Source organism: Streptomyces sp. NPDC091279 (assembly GCF_044757465.1).
Taxonomy (GTDB): domain Bacteria; phylum Actinomycetota; class Actinomycetes; order Streptomycetales; family Streptomycetaceae; genus Streptomyces.
This window is the reverse complement of sequence record NZ_JBIVVA010000005.1, coordinates 233,477-253,034: the sequence shown is the minus strand read 5'-3', so window position 1 is coordinate 253,034 and position 19,558 is coordinate 233,477. Positions and strand designations below refer to the sequence as shown.

Genomic DNA, 19,558 nt, shown 5'->3' with positions numbered 1-19,558 from the left:
CCCTTCACCCGGCAGGGAGTCGACCCGTCATGCAGCTCACCGCACCGGCCACCGGCCGCCGCAGCGAGGTCCGCGACCCCGACGGCATGGCCGTCGCGTCCTTCATCCTCGGCCTGCTCGGCCTGCTGGTCCTCAACGTCTTCCTCGGCCCCATCGCCATCGCCCTGGCCGGCGTCGCCCTGTGGCGCGGCACCGCCCGGCGCGGCCGCGCCCTGCTCGGCCTGGGCCTCGGCATCGCCGACCTGGTGGTCCTGGTGGCCGCCATGCAGTGGAGCGACACCATCTCCTGGAGCCTGTGACGCATCCCTGACGTGTCCTCGATGAGCGCGGCCGACCTGCCCCCCTTCCCGGTGGGCGCGGCGCCGTAGAATCGGGGCCATCATGGCTTACCTCGACCACGCCGCGACCACTCCCATGCTCCCCGAGGCCGTCGAGGCACTCGCGGCGCACCTGGCCACCACCGGCAACGCCTCCTCCCTCCACGCGTCCGGCCGCAGGGCCCGTCGCACGGTCGAGGAATCCCGCGAGACGCTGGCGGAGGCGCTCGGCGCCCGGCCCAGCGAGATCGTCTTCACCTCCGGCGGCACCGAGGCCGACAACCTCGCCGTCAAGGGCCTGTACTGGGCCCGCCGCGACGCCGACCCGGCCCGCACCCGGGTGCTGGCCAGCCCCGTCGAGCACCACGCCGTCCTCGACGCCGTGCACTGGCTCGGCGAGCACGAGGGGGCCACCGTCGAGTATCTGCCGGTCGACGGGTACGGCAGGGTGCACCCCGAGGCGCTGCGCGAGGCGATCGCCCGCAACCCCGACGACGTCGCCCTCGCCACCGTGATGTGGGCCAACAACGAGATCGGCACCATCCTGCCGATCCGCGAACTGGCCGACGTGGCAGCCGAGTTCGACGTTCCGCTGCACTCCGACGCGGTCCAGGCCTTCGGGCAGGTGCCGGTCGATTTCGGTGCCTCCGGGCTCGCCGCGATGACGGTTTCCGGCCACAAGGTGGGCGGCCCCTACGGCATCGGCGCGCTGCTCCTGGGCCGCGCGTACACGCCCGTGCCCGTCCTGCACGGCGGCGGCCAGGAACGGCAGCGCTCCGGCACCCTCGACGTCCCGGCGATCGCCTCCTTCGCGGTGGCCGGACGCCTCGCCGCCGAGCAGCACGAGTGGTTCACCCGCGAGATCGGCGCCCTGCGCGACAGCCTGGTCGAGGCGGTGCGCACGGCGGTGCCGGACGCGATCCTCGGCGGCGACCCGCGTGAACGGCTGCCCGCCAACGCCCACTTCACCTTCCCCGGCTGCGAGGGCGACTCGCTGCTCCTGCTGCTCGACGCCCAGGGCATCGAGTGCTCCACCGGCTCCGCCTGCACCGCCGGGGTCGCCCAGCCCAGCCACGTCCTGCTGGCCACCGGCACCGATCCCGACCTGGCCCGCGGCACCCTGCGCTTCTCCCTCGGCCACACCTCCACCGAGGCCGACGTCGAGGCCCTCGCGAAGGCGATCGGCCCGGCGGTGGAACGCGCGAGGGCGGCGGGCCTGACGTGACGGCGACGACGGACCCGGGCAACGGGCGGGATGCTCGGGTCCGTCACGTGCGCGAGAGGGTCTAACTCTCCGTCACCATGAGGGACGCCATCATGCCCTCGTCCTCGTGCTGGAGCAGATGGCAGTGGAGCATGTACATGTAGGTGTCGTCGGCGAAGTCGGTGAACTCCATCGCGATCACGATGGAACCACCGCCGACCACCTCGAACGTGTCGTACCAGCCCAGATCGACGCCGGTGGGATCTTCGCCGTTGATGGAGATCACCTGGAACGGCACATCATGGACATGGAACGAGTGCTCCAGCATGGTGGCGTTGGTGATGGTCCAGATCTCCTTGGCGCCCAGCGTGGTGCTGATCATCGCCATCGACGCCATGCTCGTGCCGGCCGAGCCGTTGATCAGCATGGTCGCGCCGTTCTGGCCCAGCGTGATGGTCCGCGCGGTGAAGTCGCTGGTGTCGTACCGGTCGATCGTGTTGAGCGTGCTGGGCAGGTCGTCCGGGGTGTCGGTGCCGCCCGCCGTGACGGTCAGGAAGTCGTACGTGCCGCTGCCGCCGCGAATCCAGCCGGTGGTGATGACGGCCTGGAGGGTCACGTCGGCGGTGACGTCCATGACCAGTTCGGCGCGGGCGCCCGCGACCAGCCGGATCGTGGTGACATCGGCGGCCTCGGCCAGATACCCCTGGTCGGAGGCGATCTGCGTCATCGTGCCGCCGTCACTGCGCTGGATCGTGATGATGTCGGACGGCGACGCGTTGAGGACCCGGAAACGGTTGCGGGTCTTGGTGGCGGCGAAGGTCAGCGTGGTGTCGTCGACGTTGGTGCCGTTGCACAACAGCGGGTAGCTCAGGCCGCTGCTGAGATAGCCGGTCTGGTCGTACTTGATGTCACCGGTGCTGCCGACGGCCAGGCACTGAAGGATGATCGGGATGTCGTCGGTGCCGTAGTCGCTGGGCAGCGCCGCGGACGTGTCGGAGTCGTCCTCGACGATGATCATTCCGGCCAGCCCGTGCACCGCCTGCTTGGCCGTGGTGCCGAGGGCGTGCGGGTGGTACCAGAGCGTCTTGGCCTCGTCCTTCACCTCGAAGGTCGGCGACCAGGTCTCCCCGTCGGCGAAGGCCACCTGCGGTCCGCCGTCCATCTTGGCCGGCACATGGGCGCCGTGGAAGTGGACGGTGGTGTCCTCGTCGATGTCGTTGGTGATGTTCAGCAGGACCGTGTCGCCGCTGGTCCACTTCATCGTCGGGCCCAGGAACGACTGGTTGTAGCCCATGGTGGTGCTGGTGACGCCGCTGAGCACCTCGCTGCTGCCGCTCTGTGCCGTGAGGGTGAACGTGGTGGTGGAGCCCGAGGTGGTGCCCTCCAGGAGGTCCGGGACGGTCAGCGTGGCGGTGCTGGTCGCCGCGCTCGCCTTGTCCTCGTCGGCCCCGGCCAGCAGTGAGAAGGTCGCGCCGCCCGCGACCACCGCGCCGATCCCGGCCCCGGCCATCCCGCCGAGGAACTGCCGCCGGTGCACGCCCTTGCCGCGCCCCCGCTTCCTGCCGGGCTCTGCGGTGCCCTGGTCGTCCGTGCTGTCGCTGCCCGCCGCGGAGGCGGGACTCGTGGTGTCTCCCATGGGCCGGGATGGTTGAGGGCTGAACTGTGTGAAGTCTGGGCCGAACTTAGGAGCGAGCCGAGAGCGCTGTGAAGTCGCCTTGAGGGTGCCCTGCGACCTGATGCCCCGTCAACTCACCTTAGAGGAGAAGGAGTTGAATCGTCCCCCCGTTCAAATGGCGTGTACAGGATGACTCGGACATGTCATAAGTGCGGCCTGTGTCCACGCGGTTGCCCAGGTGATGTGCGTCACGTTTCGCTGCGGGGTGCGGCCTGCCGAACGAGCTTCAGATAGCGGTCCCAGTCCCAGCCGGACCCCGGGTCGGTGTGGTCCGTCCCCGGCACCTCCACATGCCCCATCACATGCTCCCGGTCGACGGGTATGCCGTACCGCGCGCATATCCCGGCCGTCAGCCGCGCCGACGCCTCGTACATCGCGTCCGTGAAGTCCTCCGGGTGGTCCACGAAACCCTCGTGCTCGATGCCCACACTGCGTTCGTTGAACGACCGGTTCCCCGCGTGGAACGCCACGTCCAGCTCCCGGACCAGCTGCGTGACGCGGCCGTCCTTGGCCACCACATAGTGCGCGGCGGCCTGGTGCGACGGGTCCTGGAACACCTGGACCGCGCTCGCGTAACTGCCCTGCGTCACATGGACGATCACCCGGTCTATCGCGTAGTCGTCCGGCCGGTCCGCCCAGCGGAAATTCGCCGACGACGCCGCGACCCAGCGCGCACCCTTGAAGTCGACGGCGCCCTCGGTGCGCGGCCGGCGCACCCCGGGCAGCCGCCACCACAGCCGCGCCAGCTCCCCGCGCGCCAGCACTGCCGTGCCGACGGCCGCCGCACCACCGCCCAACAGCAACGCCCGCCGCCCGACCCGCCGGCCGCTGTCCTTGTCGGTCTCTTCGGTCTTCTCGGCCTTCCCGGCCCTCTCGCGCGCCCCCATGTGATCCACAACGGATATCCGCGAGCTTCGGTTCCCCGACCGCCCTTACCCTGGATGGGCTATGACTGACATCCCGCAGCGCTCCCGTCCCCTCCGCGTCCTCGCCGCCATGTCGGGCGGCGTGGACTCCGCCGTCGCCGCCGCCCGCGCGGCCGAAGCGGGTCACGACGTGACCGGCGTCCATCTGGCGCTCTCCGCCAACCCTCAATCGTTCCGCACGGGCGCGCGCGGCTGTTGCACCATCGAGGACTCACGCGACGCCCGCCGCGCGGCCGACGTCATCGGCATCCCGTTCTACGTCTGGGACCTCGCCGACCGTTTCCGCGAGGACGTGGTCGAGGACTTCGTCGCCGAGTACGAGGCCGGCCGCACCCCCAACCCCTGCCTGCGCTGCAACGAGAAGATCAAGTTCGCCGCGCTCCTCGACAAGGCCCTCGCGCTCGGCTTCGACGCCGTCTGCACGGGCCACTACGCCCAGGTGATCGTGGGCGCGGACGGCGCACGCGAACTGCACCGCGCCTCCGACATGGCCAAGGACCAGTCCTACGTCCTCGGCGTCCTCGACGAACGCCAGCTCGCGCACGCGCTCTTCCCGCTCGGCGACACCGTGACGACCAAGGAAGAGATCCGCGCCGAGGCCGAACGGCGCGGCCTCGCCGTCGCCAAGAAGCCCGACTCCCACGACATCTGCTTCATCGCCGACGGCGACACCCAGGGCTTCCTCGCGGGCCGCCTGGGCCGCACCGAGGGTGACATCGTCGACGAGTCCGGCACCAAGGTCGGCACCCACGAGGGCGCGTACGGCTTCACCATCGGCCAGCGCAAGGGCCTGCGGATCGGCACCCCGGCCGCCGACGGCAAGCCGCGCTACGTCCTCGACATCTCCCCGGTCGACAACACCGTGACGGTCGGCCCGGCCACCGCCCTCGACGTCACCGCCCTCACCGCCATCCGCCCCCGCTGGTGCGGCACGGCCCCGGTCGGCCCCGGCACCTACACGGCCCAACTCCGCGCCCACGGCGGCGAGACCGAGGTCCGCGCGGAGATGATCGACGGCACCCTCGACGTCACCTTCACCGCCCCGGTACGCGGCGTCGCCCCCGGCCAGGCGATCGTCCTGTACGACAACACCCGAGTGGTCGGCTCGGCGACGATCGCAACGACGGTGCGGGCGGGGGCGGGGGTCTGAGGGGGGGGCGGGGCGCAGCGCGGCGGGCCGCAGACGGGGCCGGTGTGGTGGCCCCCGGTGGGGCGGCACGGCTGAGATGACGGCCCCGTCGGCGCGGGTGGCAGGAGCCGGTCGGCGGAGGGCTCTTGGCGACTGGTCAAGCTGGACGAGCTGAGCGGCGCGAGTAGTCAAACTGAACGACTCGACTGGTCAAATTGGTCGAGTCAGCTGGTCAAATTGGTCGAGTCGGCTAGTCAAACTGGTTGAGCTGACTAGTCAAACTGGCCGAGCCCCGACGCCAATCCCGCCCTACCCCACCTCCAGCCCTACCCCACCTCCCTCACCTGCCCCACCTCCTCCACCTCGTAGAAGCACAGGTGGTCCTTGATCTGGGCGACGTCGGGCTTGGGGTCGGGGTAGGACCAGACGAGGTCGGGGGCGTCAGGGAGGGACCAGTAGGAGGCGGTGCCCTTGAAGGGGCAGTAGGTGTGGGTGCCGGACGGGGTCAGGAGGTCGAGGCGGACGTCGTCGGCCGGGATGTAGTAGCGCACCGGACATCCCGTCTCCCGCAGGAGCAGGGGCCGTTCGCTGTCCGCGAGGACCTGGTCGCCGTTCACGACCCTGATCCGCCGGGTGCCTTGTTCGATGGTGATCGTGTGTCCTGGGGCCATACTCGGAAAAGCGCTGGCGGTGCCCCCGTTGTTCCCCCGTACGGTGACCTCATGCGTATCTGTGTCTTCCTCTCCGCCGCCGACCTCGACGACCGCTACAGGCGCCCCGCGCGCGAGTTCGGGACCTTGCTGGGGGAGGGCGGCCACACGCTGGTGTGGGGCGGTTCGGACGTCGGTCTGATGAAGGTCGTCGCCGACAGCGTCCAGGAGGCGGGCGGCAGGCTGGTCGGGGTGTCGGTCGACTTCCTGTCGGCCAAGGCGCGGGTGGGCGCCGACGAGATGGTGACCGCGGCCGACCTCGCGGAACGCAAGAAGCTGCTCGTGGAGAAGGCCGATGCCGTGGTCGTCATGGTGGGCGGCACCGGGACCCTCGACGAGGCGACCGAGATCCTGGAGCTGAAGAAGCACGGGCACACGGACAAGCCGGTCGTGGTGCTGAACACCGAGGGCTTCTACGACGGGCTCAAGGAGCAGTTCCGGCGGATGGAGGACGAGGGGTTCCTGCCGGTCCCGCTGACGCAGTTGGTGTTCTTCGCGGAGGAGCCGGTGGGCGCGCTCGCCTACCTGGAGGAGAGCCAGGGCATCCAGTAGTCCGGCGGTCCGGGGCGGCTGCGAGCATGGCGGCATGGCTACACATGTGATCACCGGAGCCGGTTCCGGCATCGGCGCGGCCGTCGCGCGCCGCCTGCACGCGCGCGGGGACGACCTCGTGCTGCACGCGCGCGACGCGGGCCGCGCGAAGGAACTGGCCGCCGCCTTCCCCGGCGCCAAGACCCTCGTCGGGGACCTCACCGACCCCGACAAACTGTCCTGGGCCTTCTCCCATCAGTCGCTGCCGGAGCGGGTCGACACGCTGCTGCACATCGCCGGGGTCGTCGACCTGGGCCCGGTCGGAGACCTCACCCCCAAGTCCTGGCACCACCAGCTCAACGTCAACCTGATCGCGCCCGCCGAGCTGACCCGCCTCTTCCTGCCCCAGCTCCGTGCCGTCCGCGGCCAGGTCCTCTTCGTCAACTCCGGCGCCGGTCTGGCAGCCCACGCCGACTGGTCGGCCTACGCCGCCTCCAAGCACGGCCTCAAGGCCCTCGCCGACGCCCTCCGCCACGAGGAGCACGGCAACGGCGTCCGCGTCACGTCCGTCTACCCCGGCCGCACGGCCAGCCCCATGCAGGCCAAGGTCCACCGACAGGAGGGCAAGCAGTACGACGCCGCCCGCTGGATCGACCCCGAGTCGGTAGCGACCACCATCCTGACGACCCTGGACCTCCCCAGAGACGCCCAGATCCCCGACGTGACGATCCGCCCGGGAACCTTCTAGGGGGTCCGGCGGTTGGGGGGCCAGGCAAGTGCAGGCCGGTGCCAACCCACCAGCCCGTCCGGCGCTTGAGGACGAGGCCGTCCAGGCCGAAGGGGGGTTCGGGGGCGCAGCCCCCGGGTCTCTTCGGTGCCGAGGCAGCGCAGGTCGGTATGAAGCAGCCCGTCCGGCGTTTGAGGACGAGGCCGTCCAGGGCGAAGGGGGGTTCGGGGGCGCAGCCCCCGGGTTTCTTCGGTGCCGAGGCAGCGCAGGTCGGTTTCAAGCAGCCCGTCCGGCGTTTGAGGACGAGCCCGTTCAGGGCGAAGGGGGGTTCGGGGGCGCAGCCCCCGGGTTTCTTCGGCGCTGAGGCAGCGCAGGTCGGTATGAAGCAGCCCGTCCGGCGTTTGAGGACGAGCCCGTTCAGGGCGAAGGGGGGTTCGGGGGCGCAGCCCCCGGGTTTCTTCGGTGCCGAGGCAGCGCAGGTCGGTTTCAAGCAGCCCGTCCGGCGCTTGAGGACGAGCCCGTTCAGGGCGAAGCGGGGTCTGGGGGCGCAGCCCCCAGGGGCGGGCGTCGGACAGAACAGTCACTACTCTTCACGGCGTGAGCAATAACCCCCCGTTCCACTTCGCGGCAGCGACCGGCATCGGCTCCATGCCCACCGGCGACGCCCGCGAGACCGCCAAGACCGTCACCGGGTCCTTCGAGGACTTCCCGTACCTCGCCGAACTCCCGGCCAGGGGCCCCGGCGCCGACATGATCGGCCGCACCGCAGGCATGCTCGTCGAGCTGTACGCACGCGTGGAGCCCAGCGGCTGGCGGCTCGGCGACCGACCGGGACGGGACACCCGACGGGCGCGGGCCTGGCTCGGCGAGGACCTGGACGCGCTGGAGGAGTTCACGCAGGGCTACACCGGCCAGGCGAAGGTGCAGGCCGTCGGCCCGTGGACGCTCGCCGCAGCGCTGGAACTGCGCAACGGCGAGGTCGCGCTGTCCGACCCCGGCGCCACCCGCGACCTCGCCGCGTCCCTCGCCGAGGGCCTGCGCGAGCACCTCGCCGAGGTCGCCCGCCGCCTGCCCGGCGCACAGCTCGTGCTCCAGCTCGACGAACCGTCCCTCGTCGCCGTCCTGCGCGGCCACGTGCGCAGCGCCAGCGGCTACCGCACCCACCGTGCCGTCGACCGCCAACTCGTCGAGTCGACCCTCCGTGACCTGGTCGGAGTGCACGGCACCGGCCCCGTCGTCGTCCACTCCTGCGCCCCCGACGTGCCGTTCGCGCTGCTGCGCCGGGCGGGCGCGGACGCCGTCTCCTTCGACTTCTCGCTGCTCACCGAACGTGACGACGACGCGATCGGTGAGGCCGTCGAGGACGGCACCCGGCTCTTCGCCGGTGTCGTACCGGGCACGGACACGGCATTGTCAGACCCTGCCGGTAGCGTCATGGGGGTCAGGACGCTGTGGCGCAGGCTGGGGCTGCGACCTGGGCTGCTCGCGGAGGCGATCACGCTCACCCCGGCATGCGGCCTCGCGGGGGCCTCCCCGCAGTACGCACGGGAGGCGCTCGCCCACTGCGTCCGGGCGGCGAGATCACTCGCGGACAACCCTGAGTAACGGGAGGACGATCAACGGTGGCCGGCGACAAGCAGGCGGAGAGCACGGTGCCCGCCGAGGCACGGGAGAAGCACGCGCAGCTCGCGGAGCGGATCGAGGAGCACCGCTTCCGGTACTACGTGAACGACGCCCCGGTCGTCAGCGACGCGGAGTTCGACACGCTCCTGCGGTCCCTCCAGGAGCTGGAGGAGGAATACCCGGAGCTGCGCACCCCGGACTCCCCGACACAGAAGGTCGCGGGCGCGTACGAGACGGACTTCGCCTCCGTCCAGCACCGCACCCGCATGCTCTCCCTCGACAACGCCTTCGACGACGAGGAGTTGGCGGCCTGGGGCGAGCGCGTCGCCAAGGACGTCGGCACCACGGACTACCACCTGCTGTGCGAGCTGAAGGTCGACGGCCTCGCGGTGAACCTCACCTACGAGCACGGCCGGCTCACCCGCGCGGCGACCCGCGGCGACGGCCGCACCGGCGAGGACATCACGCCCAACGTCCGCACCATCACCGAGATCCCGGACCGGCTCGCCGGGGACACGGTGCCCGACCTGGTGGAGATCCGGGGCGAGGTCTACTTCCCGATGGAGGAGTTCCAGGCGCTCAACGCCCGCCTGGTGGAGGCCGGTGAGAAGCCGTTCGCCAACCCGCGCAACGCGGCGGCCGGTTCGCTGCGCCAGAAGGACCCGCGCGTCACCGCCACCCGCCCGCTGCACATGGTCGTGCACGGCATCGGCGCCCTGGAGGGCTACGAGGGCCTCGGCCGCCTCTCCGAGGCCTACGACCTCCTCAAGAGCTGGGGCCTGCCCACCGCCCGGTACAACCGCGTGGTCGACCGTCTGGACGGCGTACGGGAGTTCATCGCCTACTTCGGTGAGAACCGGCACTCCGTGGAGCACGAGATCGACGGGGCCGTCGTCAAGCTCGACGAGATCCCGTTGCAGGGCCGCCTCGGCTCCACCTCCCGCGCGCCGCGCTGGGCGATCGCCTACAAGTACGCGCCGGAGGAGGTCAACACCAAGCTCGTCAACATCCGTGTGGGGGTGGGCCGTACGGGCCGGGTCACGCCGTACGCGCAGGTCGAGCCGGTGACGGTGGCGGGCTCCGAGGTGGAGTTCGCGACCCTGCACAACCAGGACGTGGTCAAGGCCAAGGGCGTCCTCATCGGCGACACCGTGGTGCTGCGCAAGGCCGGTGACGTCATCCCGGAGATCCTCGGCCCGGTCGCCGACCTGCGCGACGGCAGCGAGCGCCCGTTCGTGATGCCGGCCGAGTGCCCCGAGTGCGGCACCCCGCTGAGGCCGATGAAGGAGGGCGACGTCGACCTGCGCTGCCCCAACGCCCGCACCTGCCCGGCCCAGTTGCGCGAGCGCCTGTTCTACCTCGCGGGCCGCAAGGCCCTGGACATCGAGAACTTCGGCTATGTCTCGGCGGCCGCCCTCACCAAGCCGTTGGAGCCGTCGGACCCGCCGCTGGCCGACGAGGGCGACCTGTTCGACCTGACCATCGAGCAGTTGCTGCCGATCAAGGCGTACGTCCTCGACCAGGACAGCGGGCTGCCCAAGCGGGACCCGAAGACCGGCGACGAGAAGGTCGTCACCGTCTTCGCCAACCAGCAGGGCGAGCCCCGCAAGAACGCCCTGGCGATGCTGGAGAACATCGCGGCGGCCAAGGAGCGCCCACTCGCCCGTGTCCTGACCGGCCTGTCGATCCGGCACGTCGGACCGGTCGCCGCCGAGGCGCTGGCCCGCGAGTTCCGTTCGATCGAGCGCATCGAGCAGGCCACGAAGGAGGAACTGTCGAACACCGACGGGGTGGGCGAGATCATCGCCGATTCCCTGAAGGAGTGGTTCGCCGTCGAGTGGCACCAGGAGATCCTGCGCAAGTGGCGGGCGGCCGGGGTCCGCATGGAGGAGGAGGGCTCCGGCGAGGACGAGGGCCCGCGCCCCCTCGAAGGCCTCACCGTCGTCGTCACCGGCACGCTGGAGCACTTCACCCGCGACGGCGCCAAGGAGGCCCTCCAGTCCCAGGGCGCCAAGGTGACCGGGTCGGTCTCCAAGAAGACGTCGTTCGTGGTCGTGGGCGAGAACCCCGGTTCGAAGCACGACAAGGCGATGCAACTCAAGGTCCCCGTCCTGAACGAGGACGGCTTCACCCTCCTCCTGGACCAGGGCCCGGAAGCAGCGACCGCCGCCGCCCTCCCCCTCCCCACCGAGGAGTAACGCAACCGCGAGAGAGACCGGGAAAGCAGCAGCGCCCCGCCCCCGACAACACCGACCAACAGACCAACCCAAAGCCCACCCCGAAACGACAGCCCGGGGACGCTTTGGAACGGCGGTCCGGGGGTGCCACGGAACGGCGGTCCGGGTCATGCGCCCCCAGAACGGGCGCCCCGGGACACGCCCCCCGGCCCGGGGCGCCCCGGAAACGGTTGGCCCGGGTAGGCCGCCCCGGGGTCGTAACTCAGGTCGTGTGCCCCGGAATTGGTGTGCCGGGGTGTGTGGTGCGGGGCAGGGTGCTCGTGCCGGGGCGGGCCGGACGCGTCGGCCCGGCGTGGTCCGGTGAGCGGCCCGGGGTGCGCCAGGGAGTAGCTCCGATCCGCTGACGCACCGTCGGTGAGCTGGTGTTCGACCGTTGGGGGCGTGGCTGAAGAGCGCGTTGAGGAATGGCTGAAAGAACCGCCCGTCCGCCACGCCGGGCGGCGGTTGAAGGGCACTCGTTCGGCGCATACCAGATGCATAAGGGTGGCGGAGGCGTATTCGGGCAACCGGTGCCGATCGCTGCCCGTGGAAGCGTTCTCCGGCCTACTGTTGGGCAGTGCACCTACCCTGCCCGCTGCGGCCGGTGCGTTTCCTTGCTCCTGTGGAGCGGAGAAAGGGCTTTCCGACCCGGCACCGTCGCCGGTGGGGATCGCCGGGCAGCGGACCGCGCGGTGTGGGCACCGCCGGCTGTGAGAGGGACGGGAATGGAACCGACCGAGAGCGCCGCTCAGGCCTCCGGGCTGCCCCGACGCCGGGTCGCCGGCGCCTTGCGGGCGGGCCCGTGGGCAGTGCGGACGGCGGAGCGGCCGGGAGCGGAGGGGCGGGCCGCCGGACAGTTCGCCGTGCCCAACGGACCCGGCACCGGCCACGTCGGCACCGGCCCCGTCACCGGGCTGCCGGGCGCCGACTCCGAACGACAGCCCCTGGGACCGCCGTTGACCACGGCCGTTGTCGTGCTGGCGGCGGTGCTGCTCGGCGTCGGTCTCCACCGGGCGTTCAGCGCGACGCACGCGCTCTTCCCGGGCGGCACCGTCGGCTGGTCCCTCGCGCTGCTGGTCGGCGTCATCGTCGGCCACCTCGTGATGCTGGGCCGGGCCCGTTGGTGGGGCGGCACCGGTTCGGGCGCCACCCTGACCCTCGCGGTGCTGCTGCTGTACGGGTGGGTGCCGGCCGCGATGGTCAGCCTCACCGTCGTCGTGCTGGTCGGCATGGCCCGGCGCAACCGCTGGTGCCAGGGCGTGCGGCACGGCGCCATCGACATCGTCGGCATCGGCGCGGGCGCCCTCGTGCTCGCCGGGTTCGGACGGACGCCGTCCGTGGAGCGGCCCTGGGACCCGGACACCTGGACCGCCGCCACCGTCCCCGCGGTGCTGCTGACCGCCGGCGCCTACCTCCTCGTCACCCGCGCCCTGCTCTGGTACCTGAGCGTGCCGCGGCAGGGCCCGCTGCCCACCGCCGCCCGCACCGCCCTGGTCAGACAGGGCCTGGTGGCCGTCGCGCTGCTCGGCATCGCCCCGCTGGTCTGCGTGGTCGCCGTCGCCCAGCCGGTGCTGCTGCCGCTGTTCGCGATCCCGCTGATCGCCCTCGACTCCACCCTCTGGATCGCCCGCGCCCGCGCCGAGGAACAGCTGCGCGACCCGCTGACCGGACTGCCCAACCGGCAATGGCTGCTGGAGCGGATCTGGACCGCTCTCGACGACGCCGAACGCATCGGCGCCCGCTCCGCGCTGATGCTCATCGACCTCGACCGGTTCCGGTCGGTCAACGACACCCTGGGCCATCTCGCCGGTGACCGGCTGCTGTTGCAGATAGCGGACCGGCTGCGGGTGGCGCTGCCGCGCGGCGCGGAGGCGGCCCGGCTCGGCGGCGACGAGTTCGCGGTGCTGCTGCCGGTCGCCGACTCCACCACGTCCGCGACCCGGGTGGCCCGCAACCTGGTCACCGCGCTCTCCTCCCCGCTCGACCTCGACGGGCTCACCCTCGTCCTGGAGGCCAGCGCGGGCGTCGCCGTCTTCCCCGACCACGCGCTGGACGCCGAGGGGCTGCTGCGGCGCGCGGACGTCGCGATGTACCAGGCGAAACGGGACCGCACCGGCGTCGAGGTCTACGAGTCCAAGCGCGACTCCAACACCCCGGACCGGCTGGGCCTGTTGGGCGATCTGCGCCGCGCCCTGGACGCGCACGAGGTGCAGTTGCACTACCAGCCGAAGGTCCGCTTCGACGGGCAGGTGGCGGGACTTGAGGCGCTGGTGCGGTGGGTGCACCCGGAGCGCGGGAAGGTGCCGCCGGACGAGTTCATAGCGATCGCCGAGTCGTCGGGGCTGATGCCCCATCTCACCGAGTACGTCCTCGACACCGCGCTCGCGCAGGTCGCCCGCTGGCGCGCGCAGGGCCTGTACGTGCCGGTCGCCGTCAACGTCTCGCCGCGCGACGTCCACACGCCCGGGTTCGCCGGATCGGTCGCCGCGCGGCTGGCCCGGCACGGCGTCCCGGCGGGCTCGCTCCAGCTGGAGATCACCGAGCACGTCCTCCTGGAGGACCCGCAGCGGGCCGCCGCCACCCTCGCCGGGCTGACCGGGCACGGCGTCAAGATGTCCCTGGACGACTTCGGCACCGGATACTCCTCCCTGGTGCACCTGCGGCGGCTGCCCGTCAGCGAACTGAAGATCGACCGCTCCTTCGTGGCCCGCCTCGCCGTCGACACCGAGGACGCGGAGATCGTGCGCTGCACGGTCGACCTCGCCCACTCCCTCGGGCTGCTCGTCGTCGCGGAGGGCGTCGAGGACGACGAGACCTGGGAACGCCTGCGGGACCTGCGCTGCGACGCCGTTCAGGGCTGGCTGGTCGCGGCGGCGATGCCCGCGGACGAGACCACGGCGTGGCTGCTCGCCCGCGGAACGCGCGGCTGGCAGCGCCCGCGCGCGGTGCTCCCGGCGGCCGAATGACCCGCCCCGGGGCGGCCCGGGTAAACCGTTTCACGGGCATGGTGCCGCGCGGCCTAGGATTGGGGCCACATCACTCACACTCACCCCAGAGGATCGCTGCATGCCTGGCATCACGCGCGAGGAGGTCGCCCACCTCGCCCGGCTGGCGCGTCTGGAGCTGAAGAGCGAAGAACTCGACCACTTCGCGGGACAGCTGGACGACATCATCGGCGCGGTCGCCCGCGTCAGTGAGGTCGCCGACCAAGACGTACCGCCGACCTCGCACCCGCTCCCGCTGACGAACGTCATGCGGGCGGACGAGGTCCGTCCGTCGCTCACCCCCGAGCAGGCGCTCTCCGGCGCCCCGGCCCAGGAGCAGCAGCGTTTCAAGGTGCCGCAGATCCTGGGGGAGGACTAATCACCATGACGGACATCATCAAGCTCACCGCGGCCGACACCGCGGCGAAGATCGCCGCGGGCGAACTCACCGCCGTTCAGGTCACCGAGGCCCACCTGGCCCGGATCGAGGCCGTCGACGAGAAGGTGCACGCCTTCCTGCACGTCGACCGCGAGGGCGCGCTGGCCCAGGCCCGTGCCGTCGACGCGAAGCGGGAGCGGGGCGAGCAGCTCGGCCCGCTGGCCGGCGTCCCGCTCGCGCTCAAGGACATCTTCACCACCGAGGGCATCCCGACCACCGTCGGCTCGAAGATCCTCGAAGGCTGGATTCCGCCCTACGACGCGACCCTCACCAAGCGGCTCAAGGCCGCCGACGTGGTGATCCTCGGCAAGACCAACATGGACGAGTTCGCCATGGGGTCCTCCACCGAGAACAGCGCGTACGGCCCCACCGGCAACCCCTGGGACCTGACCAAGATCCCCGGCGGCTCCGGTGGCGGTTCCGCCGCCGCGCTCGCCGCCTTCGAGGCGCCGTTGGCGATCGGCACCGACACCGGCGGCTCCATCCGCCAGCCGGCCGCCGTCACCGGCACGGTCGGCGTCAAGCCGACGTACGGCGCGGTCTCCCGCTACGGCATGGTCGCCTTCTCGTCCTCCCTGGACCAGGGCGGGCCCTGCGCCCGTACGGTCCTGGACACGGCGCTGCTGCACGAGGCCATCGCCGGGTACGACCCGCTCGACTCGACGTCGATCGACGCGCCGGTCCCGCCGGTCGTCGAGGCCGCCCGCAACGGCAGCGTCGCGGGGATGCGGGTCGGCGTCGTGAAGCAGTTCCGCGGCGAGGGCTACCAGGCCGGTGTCCTCCAGCGGTTCGACGAGTCGGTCGCCCTGCTGAAGTCGCTGGGCGCCGAGATCGTCGAGCTGGACTGCCCGTCGTTCGACCTCGCTCTTTCGGCGTACTACCTGATCGCGCCCTCCGAGTGCTCCTCGAACCTCGCCCGCTTCGACGGTCTGCGCTACGGCGTCCGCACCGGCGACGACGGCACCCACTCGGCCGAGGCGGTCACCTCCCTCACCCGGGAGGCGGGCTTCGGACCCGAGGTCAAGCGGCGCATCATGCTCGGCACGTACGCCCTGTCCAGCGGCTACTACGACGCCTACTACGGCTCCGCCCAGAAGGTGCGCACCCTCATCACGCGCGACTTCGAGAAGGCCTTCGAGCAGGTCGACGTGATCGTGTCGCCGACGACGCCGACCACCGCGTTCCCGATCGGCGAGCGGGCCGACGACCCGATCGCGATGTACCTCGCCGACCTCTGCACCATCCCCACCAACCTGGCGGGCAACGCGGCCATGTCGCTGCCCTGCGGCCTGGCCCCGGAGGACGGTCTCCCGGTCGGTTTGCAGATCATCGCGCCCGCCCTGAAGGACGACCGTCTTTACAAGGTGGGTGCCGCCGTCGAGGCCGCCTTCGTGGAACAGTGGGGACACCCGCTCCTGGAGGAGGCTCCGTCGCTGTGAGCAACGCACTGTCGAAGGCCAAGGGCTTCAAGAAGTCCAAGTCCGGCACGTATCTGTCCATGGCCACCACCGCGTTCGGCGCGATCGGTGTCGCCAAGTCGATCAAGAAGGCGCGCAGCGAGAACGACACGCTGCGGCTGATCGACGCGGCCACGTCCGCCGTCTCCATCGTCACCGGCCTCGCCATCCTGTACCGCGAGCTGAAGCGGCTGGGCGACGACGACGTCCTGCTGGGCTGAGAGGGAAGTTTCACCGTGACCACCACGACCGACCTGGTGTCGTACGAGGACGCGCTGGCGTCGTACGACCCCGTCATGGGCCTTGAGGTCCATGTCGAACTCGGCACCAGGACCAAGATGTTCTGCGGCTGTTCGACCGAACTGGGCGCCGAGCCCAACGCGCAGACCTGCCCCACCTGCCTCGGCATGCCCGGCGCGCTCCCGGTCGTCAACGCGATCGGGATCGAGTCGGCCATCAAGATCGGCCTCGCGCTGAACTGCGAGATCGCCGAGTGGTGCCGTTTCGCCCGGAAGAACTACTTCTATCCGGACATGCCGAAGAACTTCCAGACCTCCCAGTACGACGAACCGATCGCCTTCGACGGCTATCTGGACGTCGAGCTGGAGGACGGGGAGACCTTCCGGGTGCAGATCGAGCGCGCCCACATGGAGGAGGACACCGGTAAGTCGCTGCACGTCGGCGGCGCCACCGGCCGCATCCACGGCGCCTCGCACTCGCTCCTGGACTACAACCGCGCCGGTATCCCGCTCATCGAGATCGTCACCAAGCCGATCGAGGGCGCCGGTGAACGCGCCCCCGAGGTCGCCAAGGCGTACGTCGCCGAGCTGCGCGAGCTGATCAAGGCGCTCGGCGTCTCGGAGGCCCGCATGGAGCAGGGCCAGATGCGCTGCGACGTCAACCTGTCGCTGCGCCCGCACGGCCGCGAGAAGTTCGGCACCCGCAGCGAGACGAAGAACGTCAACTCGCTGCGTTCCGTGGAGCGCGCCGCCCGCTACGAGATCCAGCGGCACGCCGCCGTCCTGGACGCGGGCGGCGCGATCATCCAGGAGACCCGCCACTTCCACGAGGACACCGGGTCCACGACCTCGGGCCGCGTGAAGGAGGAGGCCGAGGACTACCGGTACTTCCCGGAGCCCGACCTCGTCCCGATCGCCCCCTCACGCGCGTGGGTCGAGGAGCTGCGGGCCGGGCTGCCCGAGCAGCCGCTCGCCCGCCGCAACCGGTTGCGCGAGGAGTGGGGCGTCTCGGCGTTCGACATGCAGTCGATCCTGAACGCCGGTGCCATCGACCCGATCGTCGCGACGATCGACGCCGGTGCCGACGCGGCCTCCGCGCGCAAGTGGTGGATGGGCGAACTGGCCCGCAGCGCCAACGAGTCGGGCACCGCGCTCGACCAGCTGCCGATCACCCCTGAGCAGGTCGCCCGGGTCACCGCGCTGGTCAACGCCGGTGATCTGAACGACAAGTTGGCCCGCCAGGTCATCGAGGGCGTCCTCGCGGGCGAGGGCACCCCGGACGAGGTCGTCGACAAGCGCGGCCTGAAGGTCGTCTCCGACGACTCCGCGCTGGGCACCGCCGTCGACGAGGCCATCGCCGGCAACCCGGGCATCGCCGACAAGATCCGGGGCGGCAAGGTCGCCGCGGCCGGCGCCCTGGTCGGCGCGGTCATGAAGGCGACCCGGGGTCAGGCCGACGCGGCCCGCGTCAAGGAACTGATCCTGGAGAAGCTCGGCGTCAGCGAGGGCTGACGCACACACCGGGCGGCCCCGGCGGACATGTCACCCATGTCCGTCGGGGCCGTTTCGTGATCCTGGCGTGAAAGGCTGCCGCCAGCACGGTCGCCGAAGCGGCGGACGTCCAGGTCAGAGAGCGGGCACAGCATGTACGCGATATCCCTCGGGGGCGACGGCGCCGAACTGCGGCCGCTGGAGCCCTGGCACGCCGAGGAGTTCCTCGCCCACCTGGAGCGGGGACGGGAGTTCATCGGACGGTTCATCGCGTTCGGCACCCAGGAGCGGGACGTCGACTCCGCGCGGGCCCTGCTCCAGCGCTACGCCGACCAGCGGGCCGCCGACACCGGCGCCCTGCACGGACTGTGGCTGAACGGCACCCTCGTGGGCGGCGTGCTCTTCCTCAACTTCGACGCCGCCAAGGGCACCGGCGAGATCGGCTGCTGGCTGGAGCCCGCCGGCACCGGGCGCGGCCTGGTGACCCGGGCGGTCCGCGTCCTGCTCGACTTCGCCTTCGACCGGCGCGGCCTGCACCGCGTCGAGTGGGTCGCCGCCGCCGGGAACGAGGCCAGCCTCAAGGTCGCCCGGCGGCTGGGAATGACCCGCGATGGCGTACTCCGGGAGGCGCACCCCTATGGTGGGGAGCGGCATGATCTGGAGGTGTGGTCGATCCTCGCCCCCGAATGGCGTGAAGCACGCGCGCGTGCCCAGCAGTAACGACAGGTAAGCGAGGTCTCGACGGCCACCGGTCGATCATTAAGAGACTTCTCAGACAGCGTCCGTACGGTGCGAGGTATGGGAACCAAGACAGATGACCAGGCCGTGACCGAGGCCACCGAAGTGAAGTCCGCCGATCTGTCCAAGGAGCAGGTGGAGACCCCGGCCGAGGCCGACGCGGTGACGGAGAACGACGCCGCTGCGGACGTCGACGCCGATGATGTCGACGACGCCGAACCGGACGAGAACGTTCCGGCCGCTCAGGCGGAAGGTTCCTCCGACGTCGGCCAGGGTGCGGGCGCGGTCGTGTCCGCCGCCCTCGGCGTCGTCTCGCTGACCGGCAGCTGGCTCGGCACCGTCGCGTCCGCCCGCCAGACCCTCATCGGCCAGCTCCAGACGTCGTCCACGGCGTCGGTCTCCGCGCAGGTCAAGTCGATCTACGGCGAGGCCTGGCACGCCAGCGCCCTCTACGGCGGCCTCTTCGCGCTGCTCGCGCTGGTCGTCGGCGTCGTGGTGCTGGCCCGCCCCGCGTTCGGCGTCCCCGGCCGCGTCCGGCAGTCGGCGTGGATCAAGTCGGTCGCCTGGGGCGGCGTCGCCCTCGGTGTGATCGGCCTGCTCCTGGCCGTCCTCAAGTACACCGACGTCCTGCTCGGCCTGCCCGCCACCAGCTGACCGGCCGCGGACCCCGAGGGGTCTTAGGGCGCCCGTAAGGTTCTTACGGCCGCCCTAAGACCCCTCCCGCGCGTCTAAGGCGCGTCTAAGGCCCCTGTGACCTCGGAAGATGCGGAACTCTCCCGATGTGACGCACCCCCCTGCCGGGCGAAAGTGAAGGCATCGCGCACAGCGAGACCGACACCGACGCACCGAGGGGCCGCCCTATGTACGACTACGAACTGCACCAGTACCGTTCCGCCGAACTCATCCGCCGCGCCGACGAACAGCGCCTGGCCCTGGAGGCGGCCCGCGCCCGCCGCGCCGCCCGCCACGAGACCACCCGACGCACGGTCGCACGGCCGTCCGATCCGACCCGCCGCGAGGTCATACCGGAATCCGAACCGTCCCGTCATACGACCGCGCCGGAATCCGAACCGGCCCGGCCCCGCCGCCTCGGCTTTTTTCGTACTACATGAGCGGCCCGGTCGGCCTGTGGAAAACCGCTGCCGCATTGTC

Annotated in this window: 18 protein-coding genes; 15 read left to right on the top strand and 3 right to left on the bottom strand. The window is 71.2% G+C overall.

What is annotated here, in order from left to right; genetic code table 11:
• Nucleotides 1–29: 29 nt before the first annotated feature.
• Both ACIQOU_RS14545 and ACIQOU_RS14540 read left to right on the top strand, forming a co-directional pair.
• Nucleotides 30–299, top strand: a complete 270-nt coding sequence (locus ACIQOU_RS14545) for a DUF4190 domain-containing protein (RefSeq protein WP_401537011.1) — start codon at nt 30–32, stop codon at nt 297–299.
• Between the two features lie 82 nt (nt 300–381).
• Nucleotides 382–1,542 (top strand): cysteine desulfurase family protein, encoded by a 1,161-nt coding sequence (locus ACIQOU_RS14540; RefSeq protein ID WP_401537009.1) that lies wholly within the window; start codon nt 382–384, stop codon nt 1,540–1,542.
• Between the two features lie 61 nt (nt 1,543–1,603).
• On the opposite strand, the gene ACIQOU_RS14535 is transcribed toward ACIQOU_RS14540, so the two are convergent.
• Together ACIQOU_RS14535 and ACIQOU_RS14530 are read right to left on the bottom strand one after the other, a co-directional pair.
• Nucleotides 1,604–3,157 (bottom strand): multicopper oxidase family protein, encoded by a 1,554-nt coding sequence (locus ACIQOU_RS14535; RefSeq protein WP_401537008.1) that lies wholly within the window; start codon nt 3,155–3,157, stop codon nt 1,604–1,606.
• 227 nt (nt 3,158–3,384) lie between these two features.
• Nucleotides 3,385–4,083: an N-acetylmuramoyl-L-alanine amidase gene (locus tag ACIQOU_RS14530; RefSeq protein ID WP_401537006.1), complete on the bottom strand. Its 699-nt coding sequence runs from the start codon at nt 4,081–4,083 to the stop codon at nt 3,385–3,387.
• Between the two features lie 61 nt (nt 4,084–4,144).
• Here ACIQOU_RS14530 and mnmA point away from each other — a divergent pair, with 61 nt between their 5' ends.
• On the top strand, nt 4,145–5,272 hold the full coding sequence (mnmA, locus tag ACIQOU_RS14525; RefSeq protein ID WP_401537004.1) for a tRNA 2-thiouridine(34) synthase MnmA: 1,128 nt from the start codon (nt 4,145–4,147) through the stop codon (nt 5,270–5,272).
• Between the two features lie 305 nt (nt 5,273–5,577).
• Here the strand turns inward: mnmA and ACIQOU_RS14520 are convergent, their stop codons facing one another.
• Entirely contained in the window at nt 5,578–5,922 is a 345-nt protein-coding gene (locus ACIQOU_RS14520) for a DUF427 domain-containing protein (protein WP_401537003.1), read from the bottom strand.
• Nucleotides 5,923–5,973: 51 nt separating this feature from the next.
• Here ACIQOU_RS14520 and ACIQOU_RS14515 point away from each other — a divergent pair, with 51 nt between their 5' ends.
• The 12 genes from ACIQOU_RS14515 to ACIQOU_RS14460 all read left to right on the top strand — a co-directional run bounded on the left by ACIQOU_RS14515 (nt 5,974) and on the right by ACIQOU_RS14460 (nt 19,518).
• Nucleotides 5,974–6,513 carry a TIGR00730 family Rossman fold protein gene (locus ACIQOU_RS14515; protein ID WP_401537001.1) on the top strand — a complete coding sequence of 180 codons (540 nt, stop codon included), beginning with the start codon at nt 5,974–5,976 and terminating at the stop codon, nt 6,511–6,513.
• A 34-nt stretch (nt 6,514–6,547) separates the two neighbouring features.
• Nucleotides 6,548–7,240 carry an SDR family oxidoreductase gene (locus tag ACIQOU_RS14510; protein WP_401536999.1) on the top strand — a complete coding sequence of 231 codons (693 nt, stop codon included), beginning with the start codon at nt 6,548–6,550 and terminating at the stop codon, nt 7,238–7,240.
• A gap of 576 nt (nt 7,241–7,816) precedes the next feature.
• Nucleotides 7,817–8,824, top strand: a complete 1,008-nt coding sequence (locus ACIQOU_RS14505) for a methionine synthase (RefSeq protein ID WP_401536997.1) — start codon at nt 7,817–7,819, stop codon at nt 8,822–8,824.
• Between the two features lie 17 nt (nt 8,825–8,841).
• Complete coding sequence (gene ligA, locus ACIQOU_RS14500; RefSeq protein ID WP_401536995.1) at nt 8,842–11,040, top strand: NAD-dependent DNA ligase LigA; 2,199 nt, start codon at nt 8,842–8,844, stop codon at nt 11,038–11,040.
• A 743-nt stretch (nt 11,041–11,783) separates the two neighbouring features.
• Complete coding sequence (locus tag ACIQOU_RS14495) at nt 11,784–14,024, top strand: putative bifunctional diguanylate cyclase/phosphodiesterase (RefSeq protein WP_401536994.1); 2,241 nt, start codon at nt 11,784–11,786, stop codon at nt 14,022–14,024.
• Nucleotides 14,025–14,124: 100 nt separating this feature from the next.
• Entirely contained in the window at nt 14,125–14,421 is a 297-nt protein-coding gene (gatC, locus tag ACIQOU_RS14490; RefSeq protein WP_007266718.1) for an Asp-tRNA(Asn)/Glu-tRNA(Gln) amidotransferase subunit GatC, read from the top strand.
• A gap of 5 nt (nt 14,422–14,426) precedes the next feature.
• Complete coding sequence (gene gatA, locus ACIQOU_RS14485; protein ID WP_401536993.1) at nt 14,427–15,920, top strand: Asp-tRNA(Asn)/Glu-tRNA(Gln) amidotransferase subunit GatA; 1,494 nt, start codon at nt 14,427–14,429, stop codon at nt 15,918–15,920.
• Nucleotides 15,917–16,159, top strand: coding sequence for a hypothetical protein (locus tag ACIQOU_RS14480; RefSeq protein ID WP_401536992.1), 243 nt, complete (start codon nt 15,917–15,919; stop codon nt 16,157–16,159). Before gatA ends, ACIQOU_RS14480 begins: the two co-directional genes overlap by 4 nt.
• A 15-nt stretch (nt 16,160–16,174) precedes the next feature.
• The gene (gene gatB, locus ACIQOU_RS14475) at nt 16,175–17,689 is read left to right on the top strand and encodes an Asp-tRNA(Asn)/Glu-tRNA(Gln) amidotransferase subunit GatB (RefSeq protein WP_401536991.1); all 1,515 of its coding nucleotides are present in this window, start codon (nt 16,175–16,177) and stop codon (nt 17,687–17,689) included.
• Between the two features lie 132 nt (nt 17,690–17,821).
• Nucleotides 17,822–18,388: a GNAT family N-acetyltransferase gene (locus tag ACIQOU_RS14470; RefSeq protein ID WP_401536990.1), complete on the top strand. Its 567-nt coding sequence runs from the start codon at nt 17,822–17,824 to the stop codon at nt 18,386–18,388.
• A 78-nt stretch (nt 18,389–18,466) separates the two neighbouring features.
• Nucleotides 18,467–19,060, top strand: a complete 594-nt coding sequence (locus ACIQOU_RS14465) for a hypothetical protein (RefSeq protein ID WP_401536989.1) — start codon at nt 18,467–18,469, stop codon at nt 19,058–19,060.
• Between the two features lie 206 nt (nt 19,061–19,266).
• A complete protein-coding gene (locus tag ACIQOU_RS14460; RefSeq protein WP_401536987.1) occupies nt 19,267–19,518 on the top strand; it encodes a hypothetical protein in 252 nt (83 codons plus the stop codon).
• Nucleotides 19,519–19,558: the final 40 nt, after the last annotated feature.